Source organism: Polymorphobacter fuscus, assembly GCF_011927825.1.
In the GTDB taxonomy this organism is placed as follows: domain Bacteria; phylum Pseudomonadota; class Alphaproteobacteria; order Sphingomonadales; family Sphingomonadaceae; genus Sandarakinorhabdus; species Sandarakinorhabdus fusca.
On record NZ_JAATJI010000001.1, the window covers coordinates 162,143 to 186,049 of the forward strand.

Below are 23,907 nucleotides of genomic sequence, written 5' to 3' on the forward strand. Positions count from 1 at the left end.
AAATGACCGGCGGGGAGACGGCGGAGGCCATGGGGGCCGCCGATATCCTCGCGGTGATGGCCTTGTTGCCGCACCGCTTTCCGATGCTGCTCGTCGACCGGGTCGAGGACATCGTCCCGGGCCGGTCGGCACGCGGCGTCAAGGCCGTGACGATCAACGAGCCGTTCTTTGCCGGCCATTTCCCCGGCCGGCCGATCATGCCCGGCGTGCTGATCGTCGAGGCGCTGGCGCAGACCGCCGGCGTGCTGGCGCTTTCGACGCTCGGCGATGCGGGCAAGGGCAAGCTCGTCTATTTCATGGCGATCGAGAATGCCAAGTTCCGAAGCCCGGTCGAGCCGGGGTGCGTGCTCGATCTGAAGGTCGAATTCGTCCAGAATCGCGGGCGGATCAGCAAGTTCGCCGGGCGCGCCGAGATCGGCGGCAAGCTGGTTGCCGAGGCCAGTTTCACGGCAATGATCGCCGATCCGCCCGCCTGACCATTTGGGCATTTGCCCGGTCGTTGCATCTGAGTCACAATCGGCGTCTCTTTCGGGAGAATGGCGATGCCGGTGACCAAAGCCCAGCTTTCTACCCTGTACCCCCGGGCGATCCCCGATCTGCTGTCGGGCGTCGCCGCGGCGGCGGGTGATGTGCTGGGGCGCTTCGGTATCGCCGACAAGCCCGATCGTCTGGCCTATTTCCTGGCGCAGGTCGGGCATGAATCGGGCGGACTGACGATCAACGCCGAAAACCTCAACTATTCGGCGAAACGGATGACCGAGGTATGGCCGCGGCGTTTTCCGACCATTGCCGCCGCCGCGCCCTTTGCCAACAACCCGGAAAAGCTCGCCAATTTCGTTTATGGCGGGCGGATGGGCAATGGCCCGCCGGCAAGCGGCGACGGCTTTCGCTTCCGCGGGCGCGGACTGATCCAGATTACCGGGCGCGACGGTTATCGCGAAGTCGGCGCGCGCGCCGGCTTGCCGATGGAGGCCGATCCCGACCTGGTCACGGTGCCGGGCAATGCCTTGCTGTGTGCCGCGGCGTTCTGGAAGTGGAAGGGGTTGAACCCGGTGTGCGATGCACGCGACTTCACGCGCTGCACCATCATCATCAACGGCGGCACGACCGGGATCGCCGATCGGCGCGAGTGGCTCGACAAGGTGCGCCGGGTGCTCGCGGCGCCGCCGCCGGCACCGGCGGCGCAGCCACCGGCCGAATTGGTCATCCGGGTGCAGAAGGCGCTGCTACGTGCCGGCTTTGCCGGCGTCGGGGCAGCCGATGGCGACGCCGGGCCGCGCACGCTCGCGGCGATCACCGCCTTTCGCCAGTCGCGTGGACTTGCCGCGGGCGGGATAGATGCGCCGCTGCTGAAGGCGCTCGGCATCACGCCGTGACGGGGCGGGGCTGACGCCCCGCCCAGAGGCAGGCGATGAGGATGACCAGCGCGCCGGCCCAGATCTGCGCCCGCACCGGCTCGGCAAAGAAGATCCAGCCGAACAGCGCCGCCCAGCCAAGCGCCGTGAACTCCATGACGGCCAGCACCTGTGCTTCGATTTGCGCGTAGGCGCGGCTGAGCAACTGCATGCCGATATTGCCGATGGCGCCCATGGCGATCAGCCAGCCGATGGTAACGGCATCGACGGGGGCTGCGCCGATGGCGACGGGGCTGAGGATGATCATCGGCACCAATGCGCCCATCAGCGTGACGATCGTCGCGCCGTCGCTCGCCGCCCGGGCGCGGAGCAGCACCGCGGAGCCCGCATAGGCGACCGCTGCATAGAGGACCGCGCCAAGCGCCAGCAGCCGGTCGCCATCGAAGCGCGGCGCCCCCTGGACCGTGACCAGGACGCCGACGAAGCCCAGCGCCCCGGCGGCAAGAAGGCGCGGCTGCATCCGTTCCTTCAGCAACAGGCTGGCGAAGGGCGGGACCAGCAGCGGCGCGATGAAGGACAGGGTGATGGCTTCGGCGAGCGGCAGCGTTTTCAGCGACCAGTAGAAGGCGAACGCCATGCTGGCGATGAGGCCGCCGCGCACCAGATGCAGCGGCAGCATCGCACGGGTGATCGCCGGGCGGCCCTGCAATTGCCAGACCACCAGCGCCAGCAGCGTCCCGGTGACATAGCGGCCAAGGGTAATCACCGCCACTGGGGTCGTTGCCGCGAGATGCTTGACGACGACATCCATCAGGCACAGCGAACCGATGCCGGCGGCGCATTGGACAAGGGCGAACGAACGGCCGGACATCGCATCGGCGATAATCCGGACGGCGGGATCGCGCCAGAGCGATCAGCTCTGGCGGGTTTCCGTCGACGGCTGGCCGGCCTCGGCGCGGATATCGGTGGCGTGAAATTCGCGGAACACATCGTCCACCGGGGCGTCGACGCCGTCCGGAACGGTGACCGCGATACGGCCGTTGAGCGCGGCTTCGTCGTCGCGTGCCGGTTCGGCATCCCCGCGCTTGGCATCGGAGCCGGCAACTTCGATACCGACGCTGTTCTGGCGACCGGCCGGCGCGACGGCGATCACGGCCCGATCGACGCCATGTTCCTGAACAAGCCGCTCGATCGCCATTTCGGCTTCGCGGCGGGTGTCGAAGATTCCTGAGGTCGAAGGCATTGCAACTCCTTTTCGCAAAAGGGGGAGGCCGAAGCCTCCCCCAAATCGGGCTCAAGCGACCTTGAAGCCTTCGCGGTTCATCCGGTTGGTAAGGTTCGTCTGCTGTTCCGCGCTCAGTGCCGCGTGGAGAGTCGGGAAGATGTCGTCTTCTTCCTCGCGGACATGTTCTTCGAAGCTGGCGCGGATTTCGGCGAGCTTGGCGAGAAAACCGGGGCGCTGTTCCTTGCCGATCTGTTCGAGCTCGTACAGGCCCTTCTTCAGTTCGAAGTGGTCGGCGTTGAGATGGTCGGCGGCACTGTCCTGGCCGGTTTCGGCCAGGACGCAGTAGACGACATATTCTTCCTGGACGTTGTGCTTGCCGATGGCATGCTGCAGCGACAGGACCAGCGGCGCGCGCTTGGCCTGTTCATCGTCGGTGGTTTCGGCAAGCTTTTCAAGGATCAGGCGGGCGGCCTTGTGTTCAGCCTTCAGTCCTTCCATCCAGTCGCCGGCGGAATAGGTGGCGGCCTGGACAACGGCCTTGCGGCCGGCGGCGGCGAGCAAGCCGAGACCGAAACCGGCGGCGCCGGCGACGACGGCAGTGGTGGTCGTGCCATGGTCGGAATCGCTATGGCGCTTGGCGGTGTCGGTGCGGTTCTGGGTGGCGGTGTACGACATCGGTAATCTCCTGGCGGGGGTTTTCACTGAACCCGTCAGCGTTCATCCGGTTGCCCTTTGCGAGTCGTTAGCAGTTCCAGGTCGGCCGGCCGGTTGATGTTGCGCAGCGGCCCGCAATCGACTTCGCGCGCCTCGGTCGATGTGGCCCAGACATGGAGGGCGCGGCTGCCGCCGCTGGTCAATCGCGCCAGCAGCGTCGGCCCATAGCTGGCAGGCCACAGGCCGATGCTGCGCTGCCCGCGCGCCACGGTTGGCCCGGCACCGAACCGCGTCACAAGGTCGCCAGGCAGGCCGACCGTGTCGCAGGGCGCGCACAGCACGGCGTCGAAACCATGGTGCAGGCCATGGAGGAGGGCGCCGCAGAGGCCGCCGAGCGGGCCGAGCCCGGCGACCGGCAGGTCATCCACGCGCACATGTCCTGGCCAATCGCGGCCGACGACGACAAGCCCATCGACCTGCGGTGCCAGCGCGGCGATGACATGGTCGATCAGCGGCCGCCCGTCGAACAGCGCCGACGCCTTGTCCGAACCGAAGCGCGACGCGGCGCCGCCGGCCAGGACTGCCCCCAGAACCCTCACGCGGTTTCGTCGAACAGCTCGCGGCCGATCAGGTAGCGGCGGATTTCACTGGTGCCGGCGCCGATTTCGTACAGCTTGGCATCGCGGAGCAGGCGGCCGGTGGGATAATCGTTGATATAGCCGTTGCCGCCAAGGCACTGGATCGCCTCCAGCGCCATCCAGGTCGCCTTTTCCGCCGAATAGAGGATGCAGCCGGCCGAATCCTTGCGGGTGGTTTCGCCGCGGTCGCAGGCATCGGCGACGGCATAGGTATAGGCGCGGGCGGTCGACTGGGCGACATACATGTCGGCCAGCTTGCCCTGCATCAGCTGGAAGCTGCCGATCGGTGCGCCGAACTGGCTGCGATCATGGACATAGGGCACGACGACATCCATGCACGCCGCCATGATGCCGAGCGGGCCGCCGCTGAGCACGACACGTTCGTAATCGAGGCCCGACATCAGCACCCGGGCGCCGATGCCGACACCGCCGAGGACATTTTCCGCCGGCACTTCGCAATCTTCAAAAACCAGTTCGCAGGTGTTCGACCCGCGCATGCCGAGCTTGTCGAGCTTTTGCGCCGTCGTGAAACCCTTCATCCCACGTTCGATGAGGAAAGCGGTGATGCCGCGCGGGCCGGCGTCGACATCGGTCTTGGCATAGACGACGAGGGTATCGGCATCAGGACCGTTGGTGATCCAGAACTTGTTGCCATTGAGGACAAAGGCGTCGTTGCCCTTGCGATCGGCGCGCAGCTTCATCGATATGACATCGGAGCCGCTGCCCGATTCCGACATGGCAAGGCTGCCGACATGGTCCCCGGAAATCAGCCGGGGCAGATAGCGCTGCTTCTGGTCGGCGGTGCCCCAGCGGGCAATCTGGTTGATGCACAGGTTGCTGTGCGCGCCATAGGACAGGCCGACACTGGCAGAGGCGCGGCTGATTTCCTCGATGGCGATGACATGGGCGAGATAGCCGAGCCCGGCGCCGCCGTCTTCCTCCTTGACGGTGATGCCGTGGAGGCCGAGGTCGCCGAGTTTTTTCCAAAGGTCCATCGGGAACGCGTTGCTGGCATCGATTTCCGCAGCGCGCGGGGCGATTTCGGCGGCGGCGAAAGCGGCGACGCTGTCGCGCAGCATGTCGATGGTTTCACCGTGATTGAACCGCAGTGTGGAGAGCATCGTCGGGGGTTCCTGGCGTGGCAAGGCGGGGCGAAAGTCTCGAAAGTCACACCGAATTGGGGTGTGCAAAAAGGCGTCTGTCGTGCCGGACGCGGCGAGGCGACGCCGGCCCGGCTGAATGTTCTAAACGAGTTGGGGTGCGTAGGACAGGGGCAGAAACCGGCGTTTGCACGTTCAGTTGTGTTGTGTATAAGCAATATATCATGGGTTCCGAAAACGTCTCGGCCAGTCTGCACAATCGGCTTGCGCTGTTCCGCGTCGAGGCGGGACTGTCGCGGGCGGCGCTGGCCGAGCGGGTCGATGTCAATCCGCAGACGATAGGCTTTCTCGAGCGCGGGCAATATGGCCCGAGCCTCGAACTGGGGCTGAAACTGGCGGCGGTGTTCGGGGTGCCGGTGGAGACGCTGTTCTCGCTGGACCCGTTTCCGACGCTGGCGAACGCGTTGGCGATGATCGCGAAAGATCGGGAGGGGGACAGGCATGGCTGAGCGGGGGCACTATTGGGGGATGATGACGCCGAGACAGGTGCGCATCGCGTCGCTGGTGGCGTCGGCAGGACTCGCTTGCCATTATCTGGTGCTGCCAAGTATCGCCGTCGCGTCGGTTTGGGTCAGGCTGCCACTCGATGTTTTCGCAGCCATGGCGGCGGTCCCGCTTCTGCTCTGGATATCGGTCGCGGCACCCGGGTGGCGTGGCGTACAGCCCGGCGAATTCGACGAGCGCGAGCATGCGGAACGCGCCGCAAGCTTCATGTTCGCCCACCGGGCGATGGGACTGATCTGGTTGTCTGTGGCCTTTTATGGCCTGCGGGCGGAAGGCTGGGGTTTGCCGATGCCTGCGGCGGCAACGGCGCGGTCGCTGCTTTGGAGCCTGGCGTGGGTCCATCTCGCCATGCCGGGCATCGTGCTGGCGTGGCGTGATGGTGGCGAAGCTGTCGGGGTGGATGATATGGACCACGAGATCGGGTGAGCGTCGGGGCAGCCGGATCGCGGGTCAGGCCTGGGATGACAAGGTTTTTGAATCCGCGAGCATCCTCCTCCCCGCTCATCCCGAGCGAAGTCGAGGGACGCTCGGTCGGTGGTTCGAGCGTCCCTCGACTTCGCTCGGGATGAGCGGGTTTTGGGGTCGGTATCGAGGGGGCGTATTTGGTGAATGAACTGGTCATCCGGCGTGACGATCCGGCCGCTGCGCATGTCGCGGCGTTGCTGGCGTATCATCTGGCCGAGTTGCGCAGCGTGATGGCGAGCCATGCCTTTGCGCTCGATGCGACGGGGCTATCGGCGCCCGAGGTGACATTCTGGACGGCGTGGCGGGGGGATGCGCTGGCCGGGTTCGTCGCGTTGAAGGTGCTGGACGACCGACAGGGCGAGTTGAAGTCGATGCGGGCGGCGCCGGCGTTTCGTGGCACCGGGGTCGGGCGGGCGCTGCTGCTGCATGTCATCGCCGAGGCGCGGGCGCGGGGCTATGCGCGGCTGAACCTGGAGACAGGGACCGGCGCGTTGCATGCGCCGGCGGTGGCGCTTTATCGGTCGGCGGGGTTTGTCGGCTGTGACGCCTTTGCCGATTATGCACCGAGTCCGTATAATCAGTTCATGACGATGGTGTTTTAGAACCCACCCCCGACCCCTCCCGTGCCGGGAGGGGAGAAGATTGGGGGGGGTGATCACCCTCCCGTGCCGGGAGGGGAGAAGGTCAGGCGGTGATTTCCACCAGCAGCATGCCGTCGGCCACCTGGTCGCCTTCGGCGATGTTTACTGCGGCGATGGTGCCGGCAGCGCGGGCGGTGATGCGGTGTTCCATCTTCATCGCTTCGAGCACCAGCAACCGGTCGCCCGGCGCGACGGCGTCGCCGACCTTGATGTCGACGGCAAGGACGCGGCCGGGCATCGGCGCGATGATGCGGCCGTCGCTGGCGCCGGCCTGGGCGGCCCTGGCCGGGGCGCGGGTGGCGAGCGTGTAGGTCTGGCCGTTGACGCGCACCTCGACGGCGGCATCGGCGATGATGACATCGGCGGTGACGAGTTCGCCGCCGCGATCGAGGTGGATGCGGTGGCCATCGCGCACGGCGCCGGCCTCGGCGACGGTGTCGAGCCCGCCGAGGCGGAAGCGCGTCCCGGCGCGGCGCACAGTCAGGCAATGCGCGACCGTGCCCGACCACAGCCGGATGACGCGTTCTTCGGGCAGGTTGAGGCGGAAGCCGCTGCCGGCAAAGGGCCCGCCGGGGCGGGTATCGAGAACCAGCGCCAGCGCTGCCAGCGCCAGCGCAATTTCGGGGACGGTGTCGGGCGGTGTCAGTTCGGCGGCGTGGCGCGGGATGAAGCCGGTATCGACATCGCCGGCACGGAACGCCGGGTGGTTGGCAAGGCGGGCGAGAAAGGCGCGGTTGGATTTCAGCCCTTCGACGACCGTGCCGCCGAGGGCGCCGACGAGCCGGTCGATCGCAGTGGCGCGGTCGGGGCCCCAGGCGATGACCTTGGCAATCATCGGGTCGTAATCGAGGCCGATGACGCTGCCGGTTTCGACCCCGGTGTCGATGCGGATGCCGGCCCCACTCCCGAACGCCAGCGCGGTCAGCGTGCCGGTGGAGGGCAGGAAGCCGCCGTCGGCGTCCTCGGCGTAAAGCCGCGCCTCGACGGCGTGGCCGGTGACGGTGAGTGCGTCCTGGTTGGCGGGGAGCATTTCACCGCGGGCGACGCGCAGCTGCCATTCGACAAGGTCATGGCCGGTGATCGCCTCGGTGACCGGATGTTCGACCTGCAGCCGAGTGTTCATTTCCATGAAATAGAAGGCCGGGTCGCCACTGGCATCGACGGCATCGAGATCGAGGATGAATTCCACCGTGCCGGCGCCCTGGTAGCCGATGGCATGGGCAGCGGTGGCGGCGGCAACGCCCAGCGTGTGGCGCAGGGTTTCGGAAAGGCCGGGGGCCGGGGCTTCCTCGATGACCTTCTGGTGGCGGCGTTGCAGCGAGCAATCGCGTTCGAACAGATGGACGACATTGCCGTGCGAATCGGCAAAGACCTGGACTTCGACGTGGCGCGGCCGCTGGATGAGCTTTTCAAGCATGACTCCGGCATTGCCGAAGCTGGCCTGGCCCTCGCGCTGCGCCGCCATCAGCGCATCCTGGAAGTCGGCAGCGTCATGGACGGCGCGCATGCCCTTGCCGCCGCCGCCGGCGACCGCCTTGATGAGCAGCGGAAAGCCGACGCCTTCGGCGGCGCGTTGCAGGCGGACGAGCGACTGGTCATTGCCCTGATAGCCGGGGGTGATCGGCACGCCGGCCTTTTTCATCGCCGCCTTGGCGCTGTCCTTCAAGGCCATGACGCGCATGGCGGCTTCGGGCGGGCCGACGAAGACCAGCCCGGCCTTGCGGACGGCCTTGGCGAAATCGGCATTCTCCGACAGGAAGCCATAGCCGGGGTGGATGGCGTCGGCGCCGGTCAGGCGCGCGGCGGCGATGATCTTGTCACTGTCCAGGTAGGGGCGGGCGTCGGCGGGGCCGATGGCGACCGACTGGCCGGCCTCGCGGACATAGGGGCTGGCGGCGTCGGCATCCGAATAGACGGCGACGCTGGCGATTCCCATGGCGTCGGCGGTGCGGATGATGCGGCGGGCGATTTCGCCGCGGTTGGCGATGAGCAGCTTTTTCATTTCGGGCAGCCTTGCGGATCGGCGGTCCAGGTGAGGTTGGTGACCAGCCATTTGCCCGCGGTCTTGATGAAGCTGAACGAATTGACGCCGCAATGCAGCCGCTTGCCATCGATATCGACGCTGTAGGGCGTCCAGACATGGGCGAAGTCGCGGGTGACGAGGATCTGCGGGTCGATCAGCCGTTCATCGACGGTGGATTTGCCGGTGCGGCTGCGCAACCGCGCGGCAAAGTCGCTGGCCGGGAAGACGCGCAGGGCGCTGCTGCCGTCGGGCTGGAACTGCTGGACCTGGATCATGGCGCGCGGATCGACGGCGGCGGTGAAGGCATCGGCGTTGCTGGTGTTGACGCTGGCCATGAAGGCATCCAGCGCCGCAGCCACTTCGGCCTGCGGCGACGCCGCGGCGGGGCCGGCGAGCAGCAGAGCGACAAGGGCAACAGGGGCGACAGGGGCAACAGGGGCGAATTTCATCGGCTCCACTCCGGTTTGCGCTTGTCGAAGAAGGCCGCCAGCCCTTCACGGCCCTCGGCAGAGGCGCGTCGCGCGGCGATGCGGCTGGCGGTCAGGGCGCGCAGCGCGTCGGTGATCGTGCGGCCGGCGACGTCGGCCACAAGCGCCTTGGCGTCGGCGACGGCGCCGGGGGCGGCGGCGGTGAGGTGGGACAGCCAGCCGGCGATGATGGCGTCGGCCGCGGCGGCATCGGCGGCGGTTTCATGGACGAGGCCGATGGCCCTGGCCTGTGCGGCGTCGAACGCCTCGGCGGTGAGGAACCAGCGGCGCGCCTGGCCGGCGCCGATGCGGGCGACAACGAAGGGGGAAATGGTGGCGGGGGTGAGGCCGAGGCGGACTTCGGACAGCCGGAACTGCGTGCCGTCGATGGCGACCGCCATGTCGGCGCAGGCGACGAGGCCGACGCCGCCGCCGGCGACATTGCCATGGACGCGGGCGATGACCGGCTTGGGGCAGCTATCGATGGCGGCGAGCATGTCCGACAGCCGCATCGCGTCGGCGCGATTCTCGGCCTCGGTAAAGGCGGCGGCGCGCTTCATCCAGCCGAGGTCGGCGCCGGCGCAGAAGGACTTGCCCTCGCCCGACAGGATGATGGCGCGCACCGCCGGGTCGATGCCGAGGGCGTTGAACGTCGCAGTCAGCGCCGCGATCAACACCTCGTCAAAGGCATTGTGCTGGGCTGGGCGGGCGAGGGTGACATGCGCCACGCCGGCGGTGATGGTGGTCGACAGGCTCATGCCGTCACATCCGGAACGTGCCGAAGCGCGTCTCCGGCACCGGCTGTTGCAGCGCGGCCGCGAGGCTGAGCGCGACGACGGCGCGGGTATCGGCAGGGTCGATGATGCCGTCGTCCCACAGGCGGGCGCTGGCGTAATAGGGGTGGCCTTCGCGGTCGTACTGGGCGCGGATGGGGGCCTTGAAGGCTTCTTCGTCGGCAGCGGACTTGAAGCCGCCGGACTTGACGGTGGCGAGCACCGATGCCGCCTGTTCGCCGCCCATGACGCTGATGCGGGCGTTGGGCCACATCCACAGGAAGCGGGGCGAATAGGCGCGGCCGCACATGCCGTAATTGCCGGCGCCAAAGCTGCCGCCGGTGACGACGGTGATCTTGGGGACGGCAGCGCAGGCGACGGCGGTGACGAGCTTGGCGCCGTGCTTGGCGATGCCTTCGTTCTCGAAGCGCTTGCCGACCATGAAGCCCGAAATGTTCTGGAGGAACAGCAAGGGGATGCGGCGCTGGCAGGCAAGTTCGATGAAATGCGCGCCCTTTTGCGCGCTTTCGGAAAACAGGATGCCGTTGTTGGCGAGGATGGCGACCGGCATGCCTCCGACATGGGCAAAGCCGGTGACCAGCGTTTCGCCGAAGCGCGGCTTGAATTCATGGAGGTCCGACGCGTCGACGATGCGCGCGATGACTTCGCGCACGTCGACCGGGTGGCGGGTGTCGAGCGGTGCCAGCGCGTGGAGGTCCTGGGCGTCGAAGTGCGGCGGGCGCGTCGGCTGGGCGGCGACCTGCGCGGGCGCGGGCAGGGTGGCGACGATACTGCGGGCGATGCGCAGCGCGTCGGGATCGTCCTCCGCCAGATGATCGGCGACGCCGGACAGGCGGGTGTGGACGTCGCCGCCGCCGAGCTCCTCTGCGGTGACTTCCTCGCCGGTGGCGGCCTTTACCAGCGGCGGCCCGCCGAGGAAGATCGTGCCCTGGTCGCGGACGATGATCGATTCGTCGGCCATGGCGGGGACATAGGCGCCGCCGGCGGTGCAACTGCCCATCACCACGGCGATCTGGGCGATCCCTTGTGCCGACATATTGGCCTGGTTGAAGAAGATGCGGCCGAAATGGTCACGATCTGGGAAGACCTCGTCCTGACGCGGCAGGTTGGCACCGCCCGAATCGACGAGATAGACGCAGGGCAGGGCGTTCTGGGCGGCGATTTCCTGGGCGCGCAGGTGCTTCTTGACGGTGAGCGGATAATAGCTGCCGCCCTTCACCGTCGCGTCATTGGCAACAATTACGCACAGCCGGCCGGCGACCTGACCGACCCCGGCGATCATGCCGGCGGCGGGGACATCCTCGCCATAGACGCCGTGCGCTGCCAACTGCCCGATTTCAAGGAAGGCGGTGCCGGGATCGAGCAGCGCCTCGACGCGCTGGCGCGGCAACAGCTTGCCGCGCGCGACATGGCGATCGCGGCTGGCCGACGGGCCTCCCAGGGCGATTTCGGCCACCTTGGCGCGAAGATCGGCCACCAGGACTGCCATCGCAGCGGCATTGGCGCGCGTTTCGGCGCTGGGGACGAGAGGCTGACCGATCTGGGGCATGCCAAGCCGTATAGGCCGGTTCGTCGCCCCGGCTCAACCGATACGTGGCGGCGGGGTTTTCGGCTTCGCGGCTGCGATGTTGCAGTGCGTCAGGCAGAGGCCTGGCGGACCCGCGAGCGCCGGCGGCGATCGGCGAGGACGAACAGGCCGAAGACGACGCAGACCAGCACCAGCGCCGACAGGCGGGTGGCGTCGCGCGATGCCGCATCGGCAATTCGTTGCACGGATGCAGGGACTTGCGCTGCCATGGCGTGGCCCGGCACGAACAGCATCGACAGGATCAACAGGCGCAGCTGTGCCAGGTCGCGCAGCTTCGCCACACATCGGGTATTGCCAAAAGCGGTCATGTCCGGCCTCCCTTTCCTGTTGCAGTGCAGCATGCACCGCTGTTGTTACAGGCGCAAGTCAAAGCCTTCCCGTTGCCGCAAAAAACACCCGCCGGTCGCGCAGCGCGGCTGGCGCTTGCCCGCAGGGGCCAGGTCGGCTATGGGCCGCCGTCACAACAGGCTGGTCGGAACCAGCCGCAGCCACGAAAGCGCCAGACATGAAGCCCGGTATCCACCCCGATTATCACCGCATTACCGTCAAGATGACCGACGGCAGCGAATATTCCACGCGTTCGACCTACGGCAAGGAAGGCGATACGCTGGCGCTGGATATCGACCCGACCTCGCACCCGGCTTGGGTCGGCGGCGCCGGCAAGATGCTCGATGCCGGCGGCCAGGTGGCGCGCTTCAACAAGCGCTTTTCGGGTTTCGGCCTGAAGAAGGATTAGGCATCACGCGGCCCGGGGCGTGGCTCCGGGCCGGTTGTATCGGCGCCCCTTCCAACCTGAACACGCGCTGTCCGTTACGTTCATGAAACCTCCATGCGGGGTCATGCATTTCTGGTCGGCACCAGAAGAAGGACTGTGCCCATGCGTACCATCTTGATGTCGATGACTGCTCTTGCCATCGTCACCACCGCGATGCCGTTGCAGGCACAGCCGCGCGATCGGGCCTATGTCGACGCCAACGAACTGCGTGACAACCAGCGTCGCATTGCCGAGGAACGCCGCGACGTGCGGCAGGCGGTCCGCAACGGCGACCGTCGGGATGTGCGGGAAGAGACGCGCGACCTGCGGCGGGCACAGAACGAGGCGCGGCAGGATGCCCGCGACTGGAACCGCGGCCGTGCCTATTCGCACAACCGACCGGACCCTCGCTACAACGGCTATTATGCCGACAACTATTATCGTGGCGGGAACAACTACCAGCCGCGCCGGCTCACCGCGAATGAACGCATCTACCGCGGCCAGGACAATCGCTATTACTGCCGCCGCAACGACGGCACGACGGGCCTGATCGTCGGCGCGCTCGGCGGCGGCGTGCTCGGCAATGTCATCGCGCCGGGCGGATCGAAGACGTTGGGGTCGATCCTGGGTGGCGGCCTGGGTGCTGTTCTCGGATCGTCGGTCGGCAAGAACAACGTCACCTGCCGCTGATCCAGCGTTGAGGTGACGCAGTGCGGCGATGGCCCTGATCGGTTTTTCCGGTTGGATGCTGTCGCCGCACCGCCTAGGGTCATCGCTTCAATGGAGGTGATGTATGGCGAAATCGGGCAAGAAGCTGGCGGCCGCCGAGGCGCTGGATGCAATCGACCTGGGGTTCGACGACAAGCAGCGGCTGGACATCGCAGCCGGCCTGTCGCGGCTTCTCGCCGACACCTATACCCTGTATCTGAAGACGCATAACTTCCACTGGAACGTTACTGGTCCGCAGTTCAACTCGCTGCATCTGATGTTCGAAGGTCAGTATACCGAGCTGGCGGCGGCCGTCGACCTGATTGCGGAGCGGATCCGCGCGCTCGGCGTGCCGGCGCCGGGCAGCTATTCGGCGTTCGCGCGGCTGTCGACGATCACCGAAGCCGATGGCAACCCGCCGGCCGAGGAGATGGTGCGGATTCTCGCCGCTGACCAGCTCGCCGTGGTGCGCACCGCGCGCAGCGTTTTCCCGATCGCCGATGAGGCGCATGACGAGCCGACGGCCGACCTGTTGACCCAGCGCATGCAGGTGCATGAAAAGACCGCCTGGATGTTGCGCGCCACACTCGCCTGACCGATGCCGGCCGCTGCCATGTTGGCGGCGGCGGCCGTTACGTCCCCATCACGCCGGTCACCAGATTGACCGACAAGGCGATGACGCTGAAGTTGAACAGGAAGGCGACAAGGCCATGAACCAGCGCCAGCCGCCGCATGTGCTTTGACGTGATCGCGACGTCGGACACCTGGAAGGTCATGCTGAGCACGGCGGCGAAATAGGCGAAGTCGAAATAATCCGGGTCGAGACACGGCCCGGGAAAATCCAGCCCGCGCGCATCCTTGCCATCGGGCCCGCGCAGATACCAGAGATGCGCATAATGGATGGCGCCGAGCACATTGGCGAAGAGCCAGGCGAGCACGAGGCTGCCCATCGCCAATGCAATCATCGGGCGATCGCCCTCGCCCGGGCCCGCGGAAATCGACGCCAGTTCGGTCCACACGCCGGCGATCGTCACCCCGGCAATGGCCATCGACAACAGCAGCAGCGAACCATGGTCGGGCTCGTTGGCCTGCGACCGTTCGCGCATCGAATCGGCGGTGGCGCCGCGGAACATCGAGATCAGCGTCAAGAAGAACACCAGAGTGCCGATGTCGAAGCCGATCAGCAGCGCGGGCGCCCAGCCGAAACGTTGCGCCGCGAGTCCGGCGGCGATGGCGCCGACGACGAGAAAGGCGACAAAGCGCGCGTAGCGGCGGACGATCATGTCGAGCGGCTTGCCAACGGCCGCCGCATCACCCTTCAGCGCGCCGCGTAATTGGTTTCGACCCAGTTGCGATAGCTGCCATCGAGAACGCCGCGCCACCAGGGTTCGTTGGCGAGATACCAGGCGAGGGTGGCGGCAAAGCCGGTCTTGAAGTCGCGGGCCGGTGCATAGCCGATTTCGGCGCGGGCGCGGGTTTCATCGATGGCGTAGCGGCGATCATGGCCGGGCCGGTCGGCAACGGTGGTCTTCAGGCTGGCAGTGGGAATGCCGCGTGCGGCCGGCGCCTCGGGGAAGCGGGCGGCCAGCGCCGGGTCGGCGGCGAAGGCGGCGTCGACGGCGGCGCACAGCGTGTCGATGACGGTGATGTTGGGCAGTTCGGCACCCCCGCCGATGCAATAGGTTTCGCCGACCCGGCCATGGTGGAGGACGGCTTCGATGCCGCGGCAATGGTCCTCGACATGCAGCCAGTCGCGGATCTGCATGCCGTCACCATAGATCGGCAGCGGCCGGCCGTGGAGGGCGTTGATGAGGAATAGCGGAATCAGCTTTTCGGGAAACTGATAGGGGCCGTAGTTGTTCGAACAGTTCGACGTCGTCACCTGCAGGCCATAGGTATGGTGCCAGGCGCGGACGAGATGGTCGCTCGCCGCCTTCGACGCCGAATAGGGGCTGTTGGGGGCATAGGCGGTGGTTTCGTTGAACGGCGGGTCGTTGGGCCCGAGCGTGCCATAGACTTCGTCGGTCGAGACGTGGTGGAAGCGGTGCGGCTTGCCGCCGTCGGCGAGCCAGACGGCGCGGGCCGCCGTCAGCAGGTTCATCGTGCCGATGACGTTGGTTTCGACGAACGCCGCCGGGCCGTGGATCGAGCGGTCGACGTGCGATTCGGCCGCGAAATGCACGATGGTGTCGATAGCGTGGTCGCGCAGCAGCCCTTCGATCAGCGGGGTGTCGCGGATATCGCCTTCGACCAGCTGCACGCTGTTCGCGCCCGCAAGGTTGGCGCGGTTGCCGGCATAGGTCAGCGCGTCGAGCACGGTGACGCTGTCCTGCGGGTGATGCTGGCGCCAGTAATGGACGAAATTGGCGCCGATGAAGCCGGCGCCGCCGGTGACGAGAAGATGGCTCATGAGCTGGCCTTCATGGTGGCTAGGCAATCGCGCAGTTCGGCGCGCCAATGGCGGGCAGGGCCGGTGATCGCCCAGCTGCTGGTCTTGTCGAGGACGCTATAGGCCGGGCGCTGCGCCGGGGTGGGGTAATCGGCGGTGCGGATCGGGATGACGGGAACGGCGCGGGCGAGCAGGCCGAGCGCGACCGCTTCCTCCTGGATGGCGACGGCGAAATCATACCAGCTGGCGGCGCCGGCATCGGTCCAGTGATGCAGGCCGGTGGCCTTGGCGCCGGCGAGCGTCCACAGCGCCCCGGCGAGGCCGGCGGCGTGGCTGGGGGTGCCGATCTGGTCGGCGACGACGCGGACTTCATCGCGTTCCGCCATCAGCCGCAACATCGTCTTGACGAAATTGTTGCCGGCGGCGGCATAGACCCAGGCGGTGCGGACGATCAGCGCATCGGCGCCGGCGGCGATTTCACCGTCGCGCTTGGTTTCGCCATAGACGCCGATCGGGTTGGTCGGCGCGTCGGGGGCATAGGGGGAGCTGGCGGTGCCGTCGAAGACGAAATCGGTCGAGACATGGATGAAGCCAAGGCCTGCGGTGCGCGCCGCGACGGCGAGCGCGGCGACGGCATCGACATTGATGCGGCGCGCGGCTTCGAGATCGGCCTCCGCCTTGTCGACGGCGGTATAGGCGGCGGCGTTGACGAGGTGGGTGGCACCCGATGACGCAACGACATCGGCGACGCGGGCGGCGTCGGTAATGTCGAAATCGGCCTCCGGCGGGGCGATGACGCTGCTGCCGGCCGGAACGCGCGCCTGCAAGGCGCGGCCGAGCTGGCCGCCGGCGCCGGCGATGAGGAACTTCATGCGAACACCCTATTCGAACACAGGCGCATCGGCGAGCAGCGGCGCGACGGTATCCTTGCCCGAAAGCTGCGGCGCCGCACCGACATCGGGCCATGCGATGCCGATGTCGGGATCGTCCCAGCGGATGCCGCGATCATTGGGGGCGTCGTACAGCGTCGTCACCTTGTAGAGGAAATCGGCCGTGTCGCTGAGCACCAGGAAGCCATGGGCGAAGCCGGGCGGGACCCAGAGCATGCGCTTGTTGGTGTCCGACAGTTCATAACCGACCCACTGGCCGAAATGCGGGCTGCTGCGGCGGATGTCGACGGCGACATCGAAGACGGCGCCCGATGTGACGCGGACGAGTTTGCCCTGCGGGCTTTGCAACTGGTAATGCAGCCCGCGCAGCACGCCCCTCGCCGAGCGGCTGTGGTTGTCCTGGACGAACGCGATGTCGAGCCCGTTGGCGGCGAAGGTCGCGGCGTTCCAGCTTTCCAGGAAAAAGCCGCGATCGTCGCCGAACACGCGCGGTTCGATCAGCTTGACGCCGGGCAGGGCGGTGTCGATGACGTTCATCGTGTGCGCCTCACCGGGCCGTCTTCAGCTGTTCGAGCAGATATTCGCCATAGCCCGATTTGCGCAGCGGTTCGGCGATGCGGGCGAGTTGCTCCGCCTCGATGAAGCCCTGGCGCCAGGCGATTTCCTCTGGGCAGCAGATCTTCAGTCCCTGGCGTTCCTCGACGATGCGGACATAAAGGCCGGCATCGAGCAGCGAGCCATGGGTGCCGGTGTCGAGCCAGGCGAAGCCGCGGCCCATCAGTTCGACGTGGAGCTTGCCGGCTTCGAGATACAGCCGGTTGAGATCGGTGATTTCCAGCTCGCCGCGCGGCGAGGGCGTGATGTCCCGCGCCAGGCGGACGGCGTCGCCATCGTAGAAATAGAGCCCGGTGACGGCGTAGTTGGATCGGGGTGCCTTGGGCTTTTCCTCGATCGTCGCGGCGCGGCCATCGGCGTCGAAGGAGACGACGCCATAGGCCTGTGGGTCCCTGACATAATAGCCGAAGACGGTGGCGCCATCGCTGCGGTCCGAAGCGCGGCCGAGAAGTTCGGGCAGGCCATGGCCGTAGAAGATATTGTCGCCCAGGATCAGCGTCGACGGGCGGTCGCCGACGAAGTCCGCGCCGATGTGATAGGCCTGCGCCAGCCCCTTGGGTTCGGGCTGGACGGCGTACTGGATTTCCATGCCCCAGTCCGAGCCGTCGCCGAGCAGGCCGCGGAACGCCGCGCTGTCGTGCGGGGTGGTGATGATCAGCACTTCGCGGATGCCGGCGAGCATCAACACCGACAGCGGATAATAGATCATCGGCTTGTCATAGACCGGCATCAACTGCTTGGAGACCGGCTTGGTCAACGGATAAAGGCGCGTGCCCGAACCGCCTGCCAGGATGATGCCCCGGCGCTGTGTTCCGCTGTTGGTCATGCTCGCCCCTGAAGGAAACGCCGGACCAGCCCGGCAAAGCTGCGCGCCTGTTCAACGGGACTTTCCCGCGCCGCTGCCGCCCACAGCTGCAACCCGCGATACCGGGGTGCCGGGCGACCGGCAACCGCCATTGCAGCAAGGCGCGACAGAATCTGGCGTTTGCGGCGCGCCTGGTGCGGCTGCATCTTGATGATCTCGGTCATGGCCAGCGGCGTCGTGTCGATGGTGCCGGCGGCGCGGGCCGAATCGAGCAGCGCCAGCCCTGCGGCGGTGCGCGCCATGACGAGGCTGCGGCCGTCCTGTTCCTGAAAGCTGGGATAGCCCTTGTCATCGCCGTACCAGGCATCGGCGCAGGCGACATCGGCGGCGCTGCCCACGGCATCGGCGCAAACCTTGCAGCGGAACTGGACTTCCTTCGACAGGATCTGGCCCCAGCTCGCGTCATAGCTCATCCGCCGGGTGGTGCCGTCCGCGAGCGTCGCCTTGGCATAGCCGGGCCAGCCATCGCCGCGATAGCGAAAGCCGGTGACCTGGTCCCGCGGTGCCTCCATCGCGTCGAGCAGGCGGTTGTTGGCGCGGGCACTGGGGATGCCGGCGCAGAAAAAGGCGAGCATGACCGGCACCTTGGCATCGATGCGCGGGTCGTGGCGGGCGCGGGCGCGCAGCGCGGCCACGTCGCAGGGCTTGCCGACAAAGGCGAAGCGACCGGGCCGGCCGAGCCAGTCCTCCAGCCCCGCCAGCGGTGACGACGCGGCATAGCGCGAGCCGGCGGCGTCGAACACTTCGGCGGCGGTGCGGGCAACGACGCTGCGGTTGCCGGTGTGGACGATCGGGTCGGCGCCGGTTTCGACAACAAAGTCCACAAGGCCGGTGGCAAGGGCGTGGACGAGCAGCCCGGAGATCACCCCGCCCGACGACGCCTGGTGGCGCAGCGCCGGATCGGTGACGAAGCCGGTGCCGGTGAAGTGCGCCGGCCCCCAGAGCAGGTCGTCGACCGGCGCATCGGTGCGGATGTCGACGATGATTCCAGGGCAGGCTTCGCTGACACCGGTTTCCTGTTCGGGCGTGAGATGGGCGCTTTGCACCGGCCGGAGATACCCTGGCGGCGCTTGTGCCATGGTGACGGCGCCGGAGGCGATGGCGGCGCACAGGCCGCAGCCGGAACAGGTCTGGCCGCGCTCCACCCGCGCCAGTGCCGGCGAGGTGTAAGCGCTCATCGGGCAGCGGCCGTGAACTGCGCCTCGAGTGCGGCGGTATAGTCTTCGAGGCCGGCATCGATGACCGGTTTGCCGCGGGCGATGTCGGCGGCGACCTGCACGCGCCGCTCGAACGCATCGAGGACAAAGGCGACCGCCGCCTTGGTGTCCATGCCCTTGGCATTGACCACCCAGGGGTAGCGCAGGCCGCCATAAAGGCCTTCGAACTTGCGGCTGTAGCTGATCGGCACGACCGGAATGCCGGCGGAATAGGCGGCGATGGTGGCGTGCATGCGCGCGCCGACGAGGAAATCGAGGCCGGCGATCGTCGATTTGGCCGCGGATGGCGACGCGAAGTCGGGTGTGCGTTCGACCTGCGGAAATTCGCGTTTCAGCGCGTCGCAGGCGGCGCCATCGTCGTCGCGCGGCATGTCGGGGGCATTGACGTGCGGCACCAGCGACAGGACGACGCCGGGCATGGCGGTGAACGCTGTGATCAGCGCGCGGGTCATCGCCGGATAGTCGAAGCCGAGGCCATAATCGTTGCTGCCGCCCGAATAGCCGCCGCTCATCAACAGGCCCGAGACGTTGAGGCCGACGCGAATGGGGTCGCCGGCGGGGCGCACCGGGCGATCGAAGGGCAGGGCGAAGGCGACATCGATGACCTGGCGGGCGTTGGCCGTCGGCGCCAGCTTGCGCAGCACGTCCATCGACAGCGGGTCGCGGGCAAAGACCATCTTCGCCTTGCGGCAGGCCCAGGCCGCCATGCCGGCGTGCGGCTGGCGCGAGAACGGCCCGATCGTTTGCGGTGACAGCACCAGTGGCGTGCCGGCGAGGATCGGGATCGCCTTGGTCGCCATGATATAGGCGAAGCGCTTGTCCGTGTAGATATCGGCGAAGCTGTCGCCGGCGCCGATGTCGAGCATGATGTCATGGGCGCGGACATCGGCGAGATAGCCGCCCGGCGACGCCATGTAGCGGCCATCGATGACGCGCATGCCGATGTCCGGCCCGGTGATATACGCAGCGCCGGTCTCGCGCCCGCCGAACAGGGTGAATTCCGGTGTCAGACCGGCCCGCGCCGCCGCGGCGCGGGCCAGGGCAATATTGCCGACGCTGAGCGCGCCGACGCCGAGATTGCCGGCGGCGGCGGAGTGCCACAGCAAGCCGATACGAAGCGTTTTCACGTGCGATGCTCCGTCGGGCAGCGAGGAACGAAAGGAACGGGTCAGTTGGTCGGTGTAGTGGCCGGTGCCGCCGCAACCGGCGCTGGGGCAGCCGGCGCCGTCGCAGCCGGGGCGGCCGGTGCTGCCGCCGGCGCGGCGCCGGGCTTGGCAGGCGCCAGCTTGGTGGTGTCGGGCGGGCCGTAACCCTTGCCGTAGACGATCTTGGCCTTGTACTTTTCCTGGATGGCCTTCAGTTCGGCTGCCAGCCGCTTCTGCACATCCTGCCGCTGCAGCAGGTTCTGCGCATAGGTAATGGCCTTTTCACCGGTGAACGGCTGGGTGACGGTGTTGGTGATGTTGTTGACATACAGCACCGGCACCGGGGCGCCCTGCGGCTGATCGCTGAAGATGAAGGGTTCGCCATTGGCGGTGGCGGCGATCTTGGAGATTTCGCTGGTCAAGGCCGGGTTGATGACCAGCGAATCGAGCTGCTGCGGGGCACGGCGATATTCGATGTTGGCATCGATCAGGACGCGTTCGACTTCGGCCATCGACTTCGCCTGCTTGAGCGGCAGCTGTTCGATATTGGCGGGACGCAGGAACTGGATCTGGTCGAGCGTGAAGACCTTGCGGTCGCCGAACACCTGGGGATTGTCGGCAACATATTTCTGGGCCGCCTCGCGGGTTGCCTTGGGCACCTTGGCCTGGATATCGGCCTGGAGCGCCTGGACCAGAAGCCCTTCGTCGGTCCGCTGCTTGGCGATCAGGAACTGCGGGTTCTTGTCCAGCTTCAGCTTCGCGGCTTCGTCGGCGAGCATCTTGCGTTCGATGACGCGCTGCAGCGCCACCGATTCGACCAGCTTGGGCGGCGCGCCATTGGCACGGCTCGCCAGCATCGCGGTTTCGGCATTGAGTTCGTGAACGGTGACCTCGGTGCCGTCGACGGTGGCAACGACCTGGCCCTCGGGCGCCTTGTCCGCCTTGTCGCACGCGGCAAGTACCAGCAGCGTCAGTGCCGCCGAGGCCAGAAAGGACGATTTCATCACGGTCATACGCAGAAGGCTCCGTATCTATGTCGTGTCAGCGGTGGCGTGTCATGCACAGGCCAAGTCGTCGCGGTCAATGTCGTCGCGGTCAATGTCTTTGCGGGCAATGTCTTCGCGGTCAACATGGAACGCAGCCGTCATGGTTTCTGGCCAAGGCCGAACAGCGCCCGGGCAATGGCGGCGGCTTTTTTCGGCTGACCCTTGACCAGCCGCCGCGCGATCAGCGACAGCGTCACCAGCCAGTGCCAGGGCAGCAGCCAGGGCCGGTTGCGCCGAAAGAAGGCGAGCCGGGAACGGGTCAGCCAATATTCCGAGCCGAGGCTGCGCGCGCCGGGTTTGCCCGACGATCCGATCGATCCGCCTTCCTTGTGAAAGACCGTGGCGCCATGGGCAAAACCGATGGCGAAGCGGCCGTTGTTGCGCGCCGCCCAGTCGATCTCCTCATAATAGAGGAAATACCGGTCTTCCATCGGCCCGACGGTTTCGAGGAAACGCCGGCTGGCCCCCAGCGACGCCCCCAGCACGAAGTCGGTCTGGTCCACGACGCGCTTGGAATCGAACGGCTTGGTGATCAGCTCGCGGACGCCGATGCCCTGCGACTGGCCGGTCCAGACATTGAAGCGATGGCCGTTGAGCGCCTGGATGCGCTCCGGATCGTGATAATAGCGCACGATCGTACCGCACATGCCGATATCGTGGGTCGTCGCCATGCGGCGCACCAGCGCCTCGGCGGCATTGGCCTCGATCACCGTATCGTTGTTGAGCAGCCAGAACCAGTTGACCCGCGGATCGGCCATCAACAGCCGCAGCCCGACATTGTTGCCACCGGCAAAGCCCAGATTGGCGCCGGAATCGACGAGGGTCAGATATTGGCGGGCGACAGCGTCCGGCCGGGCCATCGCCGCTGCATCGAGGCGTTCGTAGGGGACCGGCTTGGGGCAGGGCGGTTGCGAAAACCGCGCCATGGCGGCGCTCGTCGGTTCGACCGGCTGGGTGCCGTCGGCCCAGGCCGCGATCCGATCGAGCGAGCCATCGGTCGAGCCATTGTCGACAACGACGATGCGCACCGGAATGCTGCTGCGCAGCACCGATTCGAGGCATTCGATGGTATCCGCCCAGCGGTTCCAGTTGACGAGGACGATGCCAAGCGGCGCCGTCAGGCTGGCGCCGCTCGATTGCCGGGCGACGGGCGCGGGGGCACGGGTCGGAGTGGTCGGCCTGATCATCAACGGTTCCAGAACTCGGCGCCGGACACCTGCGCAGTGTTGGCAATGTGCAGCATTTCGCGGGCCCGGAACAGCCGGATGCGCGCCAGCATCGTCACGGCCTTCCAGCGGTTGGCAAGACCATCGAGACGGTCCGAGACCAGGCAGCGCCCGGCATCGGGCAGGATCGACACCAGCAACATCGCGGCGCGCGCCTGCCAGCGCCAGCGCGGCCGGTCCGCCGCCAGATGATCGTGATATTCATGGTTGATATGCCGCTGCCACTTGCGCGCCAGCGCCGGAAAATCGGCGCGCGCCGGATGCCAGACGCGCATCTGCGGCACGAAACGGGTGACGAAGCCGGCGGCATGGGCGCGCTGGCCCCAATCGAGATCCTCCGCGATGTCGATGCCGCCGAACGGCCCGACCGCCGGAAACACGCGCGCCGCCATGGCGAGGTTGGCGGTGACCGAGAATTGCCGCTTTTCGATGTACATCCTCTGGCGGAAGCCGAAGACGCTTTCATACGCCTCCACCGGTGTGAAGCAGCGGGGGTCGCGGGTTTCGATCCGGACATCGCCGCCGACGACGGCCCGATCGGGATCGGCCGCCACGGCGGTGACAGCGGCCTGCAGCCAGCCATCGTCGGCGCGGCAATCGGCATCGATGAAGGCCAATATGGGGGCGCGGGCCGCCGCGATGCCGCGGTTGCGCGCGAGGCCCGGACCGGGGCGTGGTTCGGCGAGAAAGCGCACGCCCGGGAAGCGCGCCGCGACATCGCCCAGCGGCGTGTGCGAGCCATTGTCGACGACAAGGACTTCGAAACCGCCACCGTCGAGCCGCTGCGCGATGACCGAGGTGAGGCAGCGGGCCAGCAGATCGGGCGTGTTGAGGTGCGGGATGATGACGGACACCCGCGGCGCCGCATGGCGGTGCGGCGGCAGGTCGGTTTCGGCTGCGGACGCAGGGGCGGTCATGCCGCTGCCCGGCGGGCGACCAGCGCGGCAAGGTTGGCCGGATCGGGGTGGAAGACGGTGTCGGGCGTCGCCGCCACCAGGTCGCGCAGCCCGGCGCGATCGAGCTCCCACCACCGCGATGCTTCCAGCGCGGCAATGGTGTCGGCGTCGAAGCGCTGGCGCAGCAACTTTGCCGGCGTCCCGGCCATGATCGCATAGGCCGGGACATCGCGGGTGACGACGGCGCCGGCGCCGATGATGGCGCCGCGACCGATGGCCTTGCAGCCCGGCGTGATGATGGCGTTGTGGCCGATCCAGACATCGTCCGAAATCTCCAGCCACGGCGGATTGATGCGGTCGGCGGCGACGACTCCGAACTTGGCTTCGTAGAGGAACGGGTGGGTCGTCATCGCATCGAACGGATGGTTGGCGTCGAGCACGCGCACTGATTTGGCAAAGGAGCAATAGCGGCCGATGCGGGTGCGCGGCGGCACCCGCCAGCGATCGAAACAGCCATAGCTGTAAAGCCCGACCTCGACCCGGTAGCGCGTCGCGAACAGGGTGCGCAGTGCCATGCTGTCATATTCGTCGCGGAGCAGCAGCCGCAACCGGACACGGTCGAGCAGGGCGCCGATCATCGCG

General features: G+C 67.2%; 29 protein-coding genes. 8 read left to right on the plus strand and 21 right to left on the minus strand.

The genetic code is table 11. From position 1 onward, the window contains the following. Positions 1–2: 2 nt before the first annotated feature. Together fabZ and GGQ62_RS00805 are read left to right on the plus strand one after the other, a co-directional pair. Positions 3–476: a 3-hydroxyacyl-ACP dehydratase FabZ gene (gene fabZ / locus GGQ62_RS00800; RefSeq protein WP_152577097.1), complete on the plus strand. Its 474-nt coding sequence runs from the start codon at positions 3–5 to the stop codon at positions 474–476. Positions 477–542: 66 nt separating this feature from the next. Then, positions 543–1,376: a peptidoglycan-binding protein gene (locus GGQ62_RS00805; RefSeq protein WP_152576935.1), complete on the plus strand. Its 834-nt coding sequence runs from the start codon at positions 543–545 to the stop codon at positions 1,374–1,376. Here GGQ62_RS00805 and GGQ62_RS00810 read toward each other — a convergent pair. From GGQ62_RS00810 to GGQ62_RS00830, 5 genes are read right to left on the minus strand one after another with little or no spacing between them, the layout of a single operon-like run. Then, positions 1,366–2,226, minus strand: coding sequence for a DMT family transporter (locus tag GGQ62_RS00810; RefSeq protein ID WP_152576934.1), 861 nt, complete (start codon positions 2,224–2,226; stop codon positions 1,366–1,368). The two genes, GGQ62_RS00805 and GGQ62_RS00810, sit on opposite strands and share 11 nt — an antisense overlap. Before the next feature lie 42 nt (positions 2,227–2,268). Continuing rightward, positions 2,269–2,598 carry a hypothetical protein gene (locus tag GGQ62_RS00815; protein WP_152576933.1) on the minus strand — a complete coding sequence of 110 codons (330 nt, stop codon included), beginning with the start codon at positions 2,596–2,598 and terminating at the stop codon, positions 2,269–2,271. 51 nt (positions 2,599–2,649) lie between these two features. Next, positions 2,650–3,255, minus strand: a complete 606-nt coding sequence (locus GGQ62_RS00820) for a hemerythrin domain-containing protein (protein WP_152576932.1) — start codon at positions 3,253–3,255, stop codon at positions 2,650–2,652. Between the two features lie 35 nt (positions 3,256–3,290). Next, positions 3,291–3,833 carry a molybdenum cofactor guanylyltransferase gene (mobA, locus tag GGQ62_RS00825; protein WP_152576931.1) on the minus strand — a complete coding sequence of 181 codons (543 nt, stop codon included), beginning with the start codon at positions 3,831–3,833 and terminating at the stop codon, positions 3,291–3,293. Beyond that, positions 3,830–4,993, minus strand: coding sequence for an isovaleryl-CoA dehydrogenase (locus tag GGQ62_RS00830; protein ID WP_152576930.1), 1,164 nt, complete (start codon positions 4,991–4,993; stop codon positions 3,830–3,832). The genes mobA and GGQ62_RS00830 overlap by 4 nt, the downstream gene beginning before the upstream one ends. A gap of 203 nt (positions 4,994–5,196) precedes the next feature. On the opposite strand from GGQ62_RS00830, the gene GGQ62_RS00835 reads away from it, so the two are divergent. The 3 genes from GGQ62_RS00835 (at position 5,197) to GGQ62_RS00845 (ending at position 6,603) form a co-directional block, all read left to right on the plus strand. Next, entirely contained in the window at positions 5,197–5,481 is a 285-nt protein-coding gene (locus GGQ62_RS00835; protein ID WP_194163350.1) for a helix-turn-helix transcriptional regulator, read from the plus strand. Beyond that, positions 5,474–5,962, plus strand: a complete 489-nt coding sequence (locus GGQ62_RS00840) for a hypothetical protein (RefSeq protein WP_152576929.1) — start codon at positions 5,474–5,476, stop codon at positions 5,960–5,962. Before GGQ62_RS00835 ends, GGQ62_RS00840 begins: the two co-directional genes overlap by 8 nt. A gap of 179 nt (positions 5,963–6,141) precedes the next feature. Beyond that, positions 6,142–6,603 (plus strand): GNAT family N-acetyltransferase, encoded by a 462-nt coding sequence (locus GGQ62_RS00845; protein ID WP_341533734.1) that lies wholly within the window; start codon positions 6,142–6,144, stop codon positions 6,601–6,603. 82 nt (positions 6,604–6,685) lie between these two features. On the opposite strand, the gene GGQ62_RS00850 is transcribed toward GGQ62_RS00845, so the two are convergent. The 5 genes from GGQ62_RS00850 to GGQ62_RS00870 form a co-directional block, all read right to left on the minus strand. Further along, on the minus strand, positions 6,686–8,644 hold the full coding sequence (locus GGQ62_RS00850; RefSeq protein ID WP_167649420.1) for an acetyl/propionyl/methylcrotonyl-CoA carboxylase subunit alpha: 1,959 nt from the start codon (positions 8,642–8,644) through the stop codon (positions 6,686–6,688). Continuing rightward, positions 8,641–9,114 (minus strand): hypothetical protein, encoded by a 474-nt coding sequence (locus GGQ62_RS00855; protein ID WP_152576927.1) that lies wholly within the window; start codon positions 9,112–9,114, stop codon positions 8,641–8,643. The genes GGQ62_RS00850 and GGQ62_RS00855 overlap by 4 nt, the downstream gene beginning before the upstream one ends. Further along, positions 9,111–9,890, minus strand: coding sequence for an enoyl-CoA hydratase-related protein (locus tag GGQ62_RS00860; protein WP_152576926.1), 780 nt, complete (start codon positions 9,888–9,890; stop codon positions 9,111–9,113). Before GGQ62_RS00860 ends, GGQ62_RS00855 begins: the two co-directional genes overlap by 4 nt. A gap of 4 nt (positions 9,891–9,894) precedes the next feature. Next, on the minus strand, positions 9,895–11,475 hold the full coding sequence (locus tag GGQ62_RS00865; RefSeq protein ID WP_152576925.1) for a carboxyl transferase domain-containing protein: 1,581 nt from the start codon (positions 11,473–11,475) through the stop codon (positions 9,895–9,897). A gap of 89 nt (positions 11,476–11,564) precedes the next feature. Then, positions 11,565–11,822 carry a hypothetical protein gene (locus GGQ62_RS00870; protein WP_152576924.1) on the minus strand — a complete coding sequence of 86 codons (258 nt, stop codon included), beginning with the start codon at positions 11,820–11,822 and terminating at the stop codon, positions 11,565–11,567. Positions 11,823–12,019: 197 nt separating this feature from the next. On the opposite strand from GGQ62_RS00870, the gene rpmE reads away from it, so the two are divergent. The 3 genes from rpmE (at position 12,020) to GGQ62_RS00885 (ending at position 13,571) form a co-directional block, all read left to right on the plus strand. Then, a complete protein-coding gene (gene rpmE, locus GGQ62_RS00875) occupies positions 12,020–12,250 on the plus strand; it encodes a 50S ribosomal protein L31 (protein ID WP_152576923.1) in 231 nt (76 codons plus the stop codon). Between the two features lie 141 nt (positions 12,251–12,391). Continuing rightward, on the plus strand, positions 12,392–12,958 hold the full coding sequence (locus GGQ62_RS00880; protein WP_152576922.1) for a hypothetical protein: 567 nt from the start codon (positions 12,392–12,394) through the stop codon (positions 12,956–12,958). A 103-nt stretch (positions 12,959–13,061) separates the two neighbouring features. After that, on the plus strand, positions 13,062–13,571 hold the full coding sequence (locus tag GGQ62_RS00885; RefSeq protein WP_152576921.1) for a Dps family protein: 510 nt from the start codon (positions 13,062–13,064) through the stop codon (positions 13,569–13,571). A gap of 37 nt (positions 13,572–13,608) precedes the next feature. Here GGQ62_RS00885 and GGQ62_RS00890 read toward each other — a convergent pair whose 3' ends face one another. The 11 genes from GGQ62_RS00890 to GGQ62_RS00940 all read right to left on the minus strand — a co-directional run bounded on the left by GGQ62_RS00890 (position 13,609) and on the right by GGQ62_RS00940 (position 23,903). Continuing rightward, positions 13,609–14,259, minus strand: a complete 651-nt coding sequence (locus tag GGQ62_RS00890) for a DUF1345 domain-containing protein (RefSeq protein ID WP_152576920.1) — start codon at positions 14,257–14,259, stop codon at positions 13,609–13,611. Positions 14,260–14,294: 35 nt separating this feature from the next. After that, positions 14,295–15,386, minus strand: coding sequence for a dTDP-glucose 4,6-dehydratase (gene rfbB / locus GGQ62_RS00895; protein ID WP_152576919.1), 1,092 nt, complete (start codon positions 15,384–15,386; stop codon positions 14,295–14,297). Then, entirely contained in the window at positions 15,383–16,237 is an 855-nt protein-coding gene (gene rfbD, locus GGQ62_RS00900) for a dTDP-4-dehydrorhamnose reductase (protein ID WP_152576918.1), read from the minus strand. Before rfbD ends, rfbB begins: the two co-directional genes overlap by 4 nt. Before the next feature lie 9 nt (positions 16,238–16,246). Next, on the minus strand, positions 16,247–16,792 hold the full coding sequence (gene rfbC / locus GGQ62_RS00905) for a dTDP-4-dehydrorhamnose 3,5-epimerase (protein ID WP_152576917.1): 546 nt from the start codon (positions 16,790–16,792) through the stop codon (positions 16,247–16,249). A 10-nt stretch (positions 16,793–16,802) separates the two neighbouring features. Further along, complete coding sequence (gene rfbA, locus GGQ62_RS00910) at positions 16,803–17,696, minus strand: glucose-1-phosphate thymidylyltransferase RfbA (protein ID WP_152576916.1); 894 nt, start codon at positions 17,694–17,696, stop codon at positions 16,803–16,805. After that, positions 17,693–18,913 (minus strand): Coenzyme F420 hydrogenase/dehydrogenase, beta subunit C-terminal domain, encoded by a 1,221-nt coding sequence (locus GGQ62_RS00915; RefSeq protein ID WP_152576915.1) that lies wholly within the window; start codon positions 18,911–18,913, stop codon positions 17,693–17,695. The genes rfbA and GGQ62_RS00915 overlap by 4 nt, the downstream gene beginning before the upstream one ends. Continuing rightward, the gene (locus GGQ62_RS00920; RefSeq protein WP_153401097.1) at positions 18,910–20,079 is read right to left on the minus strand and encodes a polysaccharide pyruvyl transferase family protein; all 1,170 of its coding nucleotides are present in this window, start codon (positions 20,077–20,079) and stop codon (positions 18,910–18,912) included. The genes GGQ62_RS00915 and GGQ62_RS00920 overlap by 4 nt, the downstream gene beginning before the upstream one ends. A gap of 41 nt (positions 20,080–20,120) precedes the next feature. After that, positions 20,121–21,101, minus strand: coding sequence for a hypothetical protein (locus tag GGQ62_RS16010; protein ID WP_153401095.1), 981 nt, complete (start codon positions 21,099–21,101; stop codon positions 20,121–20,123). Between the two features lie 140 nt (positions 21,102–21,241). After that, the gene (locus tag GGQ62_RS00930; protein WP_152576912.1) at positions 21,242–22,330 is read right to left on the minus strand and encodes a glycosyltransferase family 2 protein; all 1,089 of its coding nucleotides are present in this window, start codon (positions 22,328–22,330) and stop codon (positions 21,242–21,244) included. Then, entirely contained in the window at positions 22,330–23,286 is a 957-nt protein-coding gene (locus GGQ62_RS00935) for a glycosyltransferase family 2 protein (protein WP_152576911.1), read from the minus strand. Before GGQ62_RS00935 ends, GGQ62_RS00930 begins: the two co-directional genes overlap by 1 nt. Then, positions 23,283–23,903, minus strand: coding sequence for a CatB-related O-acetyltransferase (locus GGQ62_RS00940; protein ID WP_152576910.1), 621 nt, complete (start codon positions 23,901–23,903; stop codon positions 23,283–23,285). The genes GGQ62_RS00935 and GGQ62_RS00940 overlap by 4 nt, the downstream gene beginning before the upstream one ends. Positions 23,904–23,907: the final 4 nt, after the last annotated feature.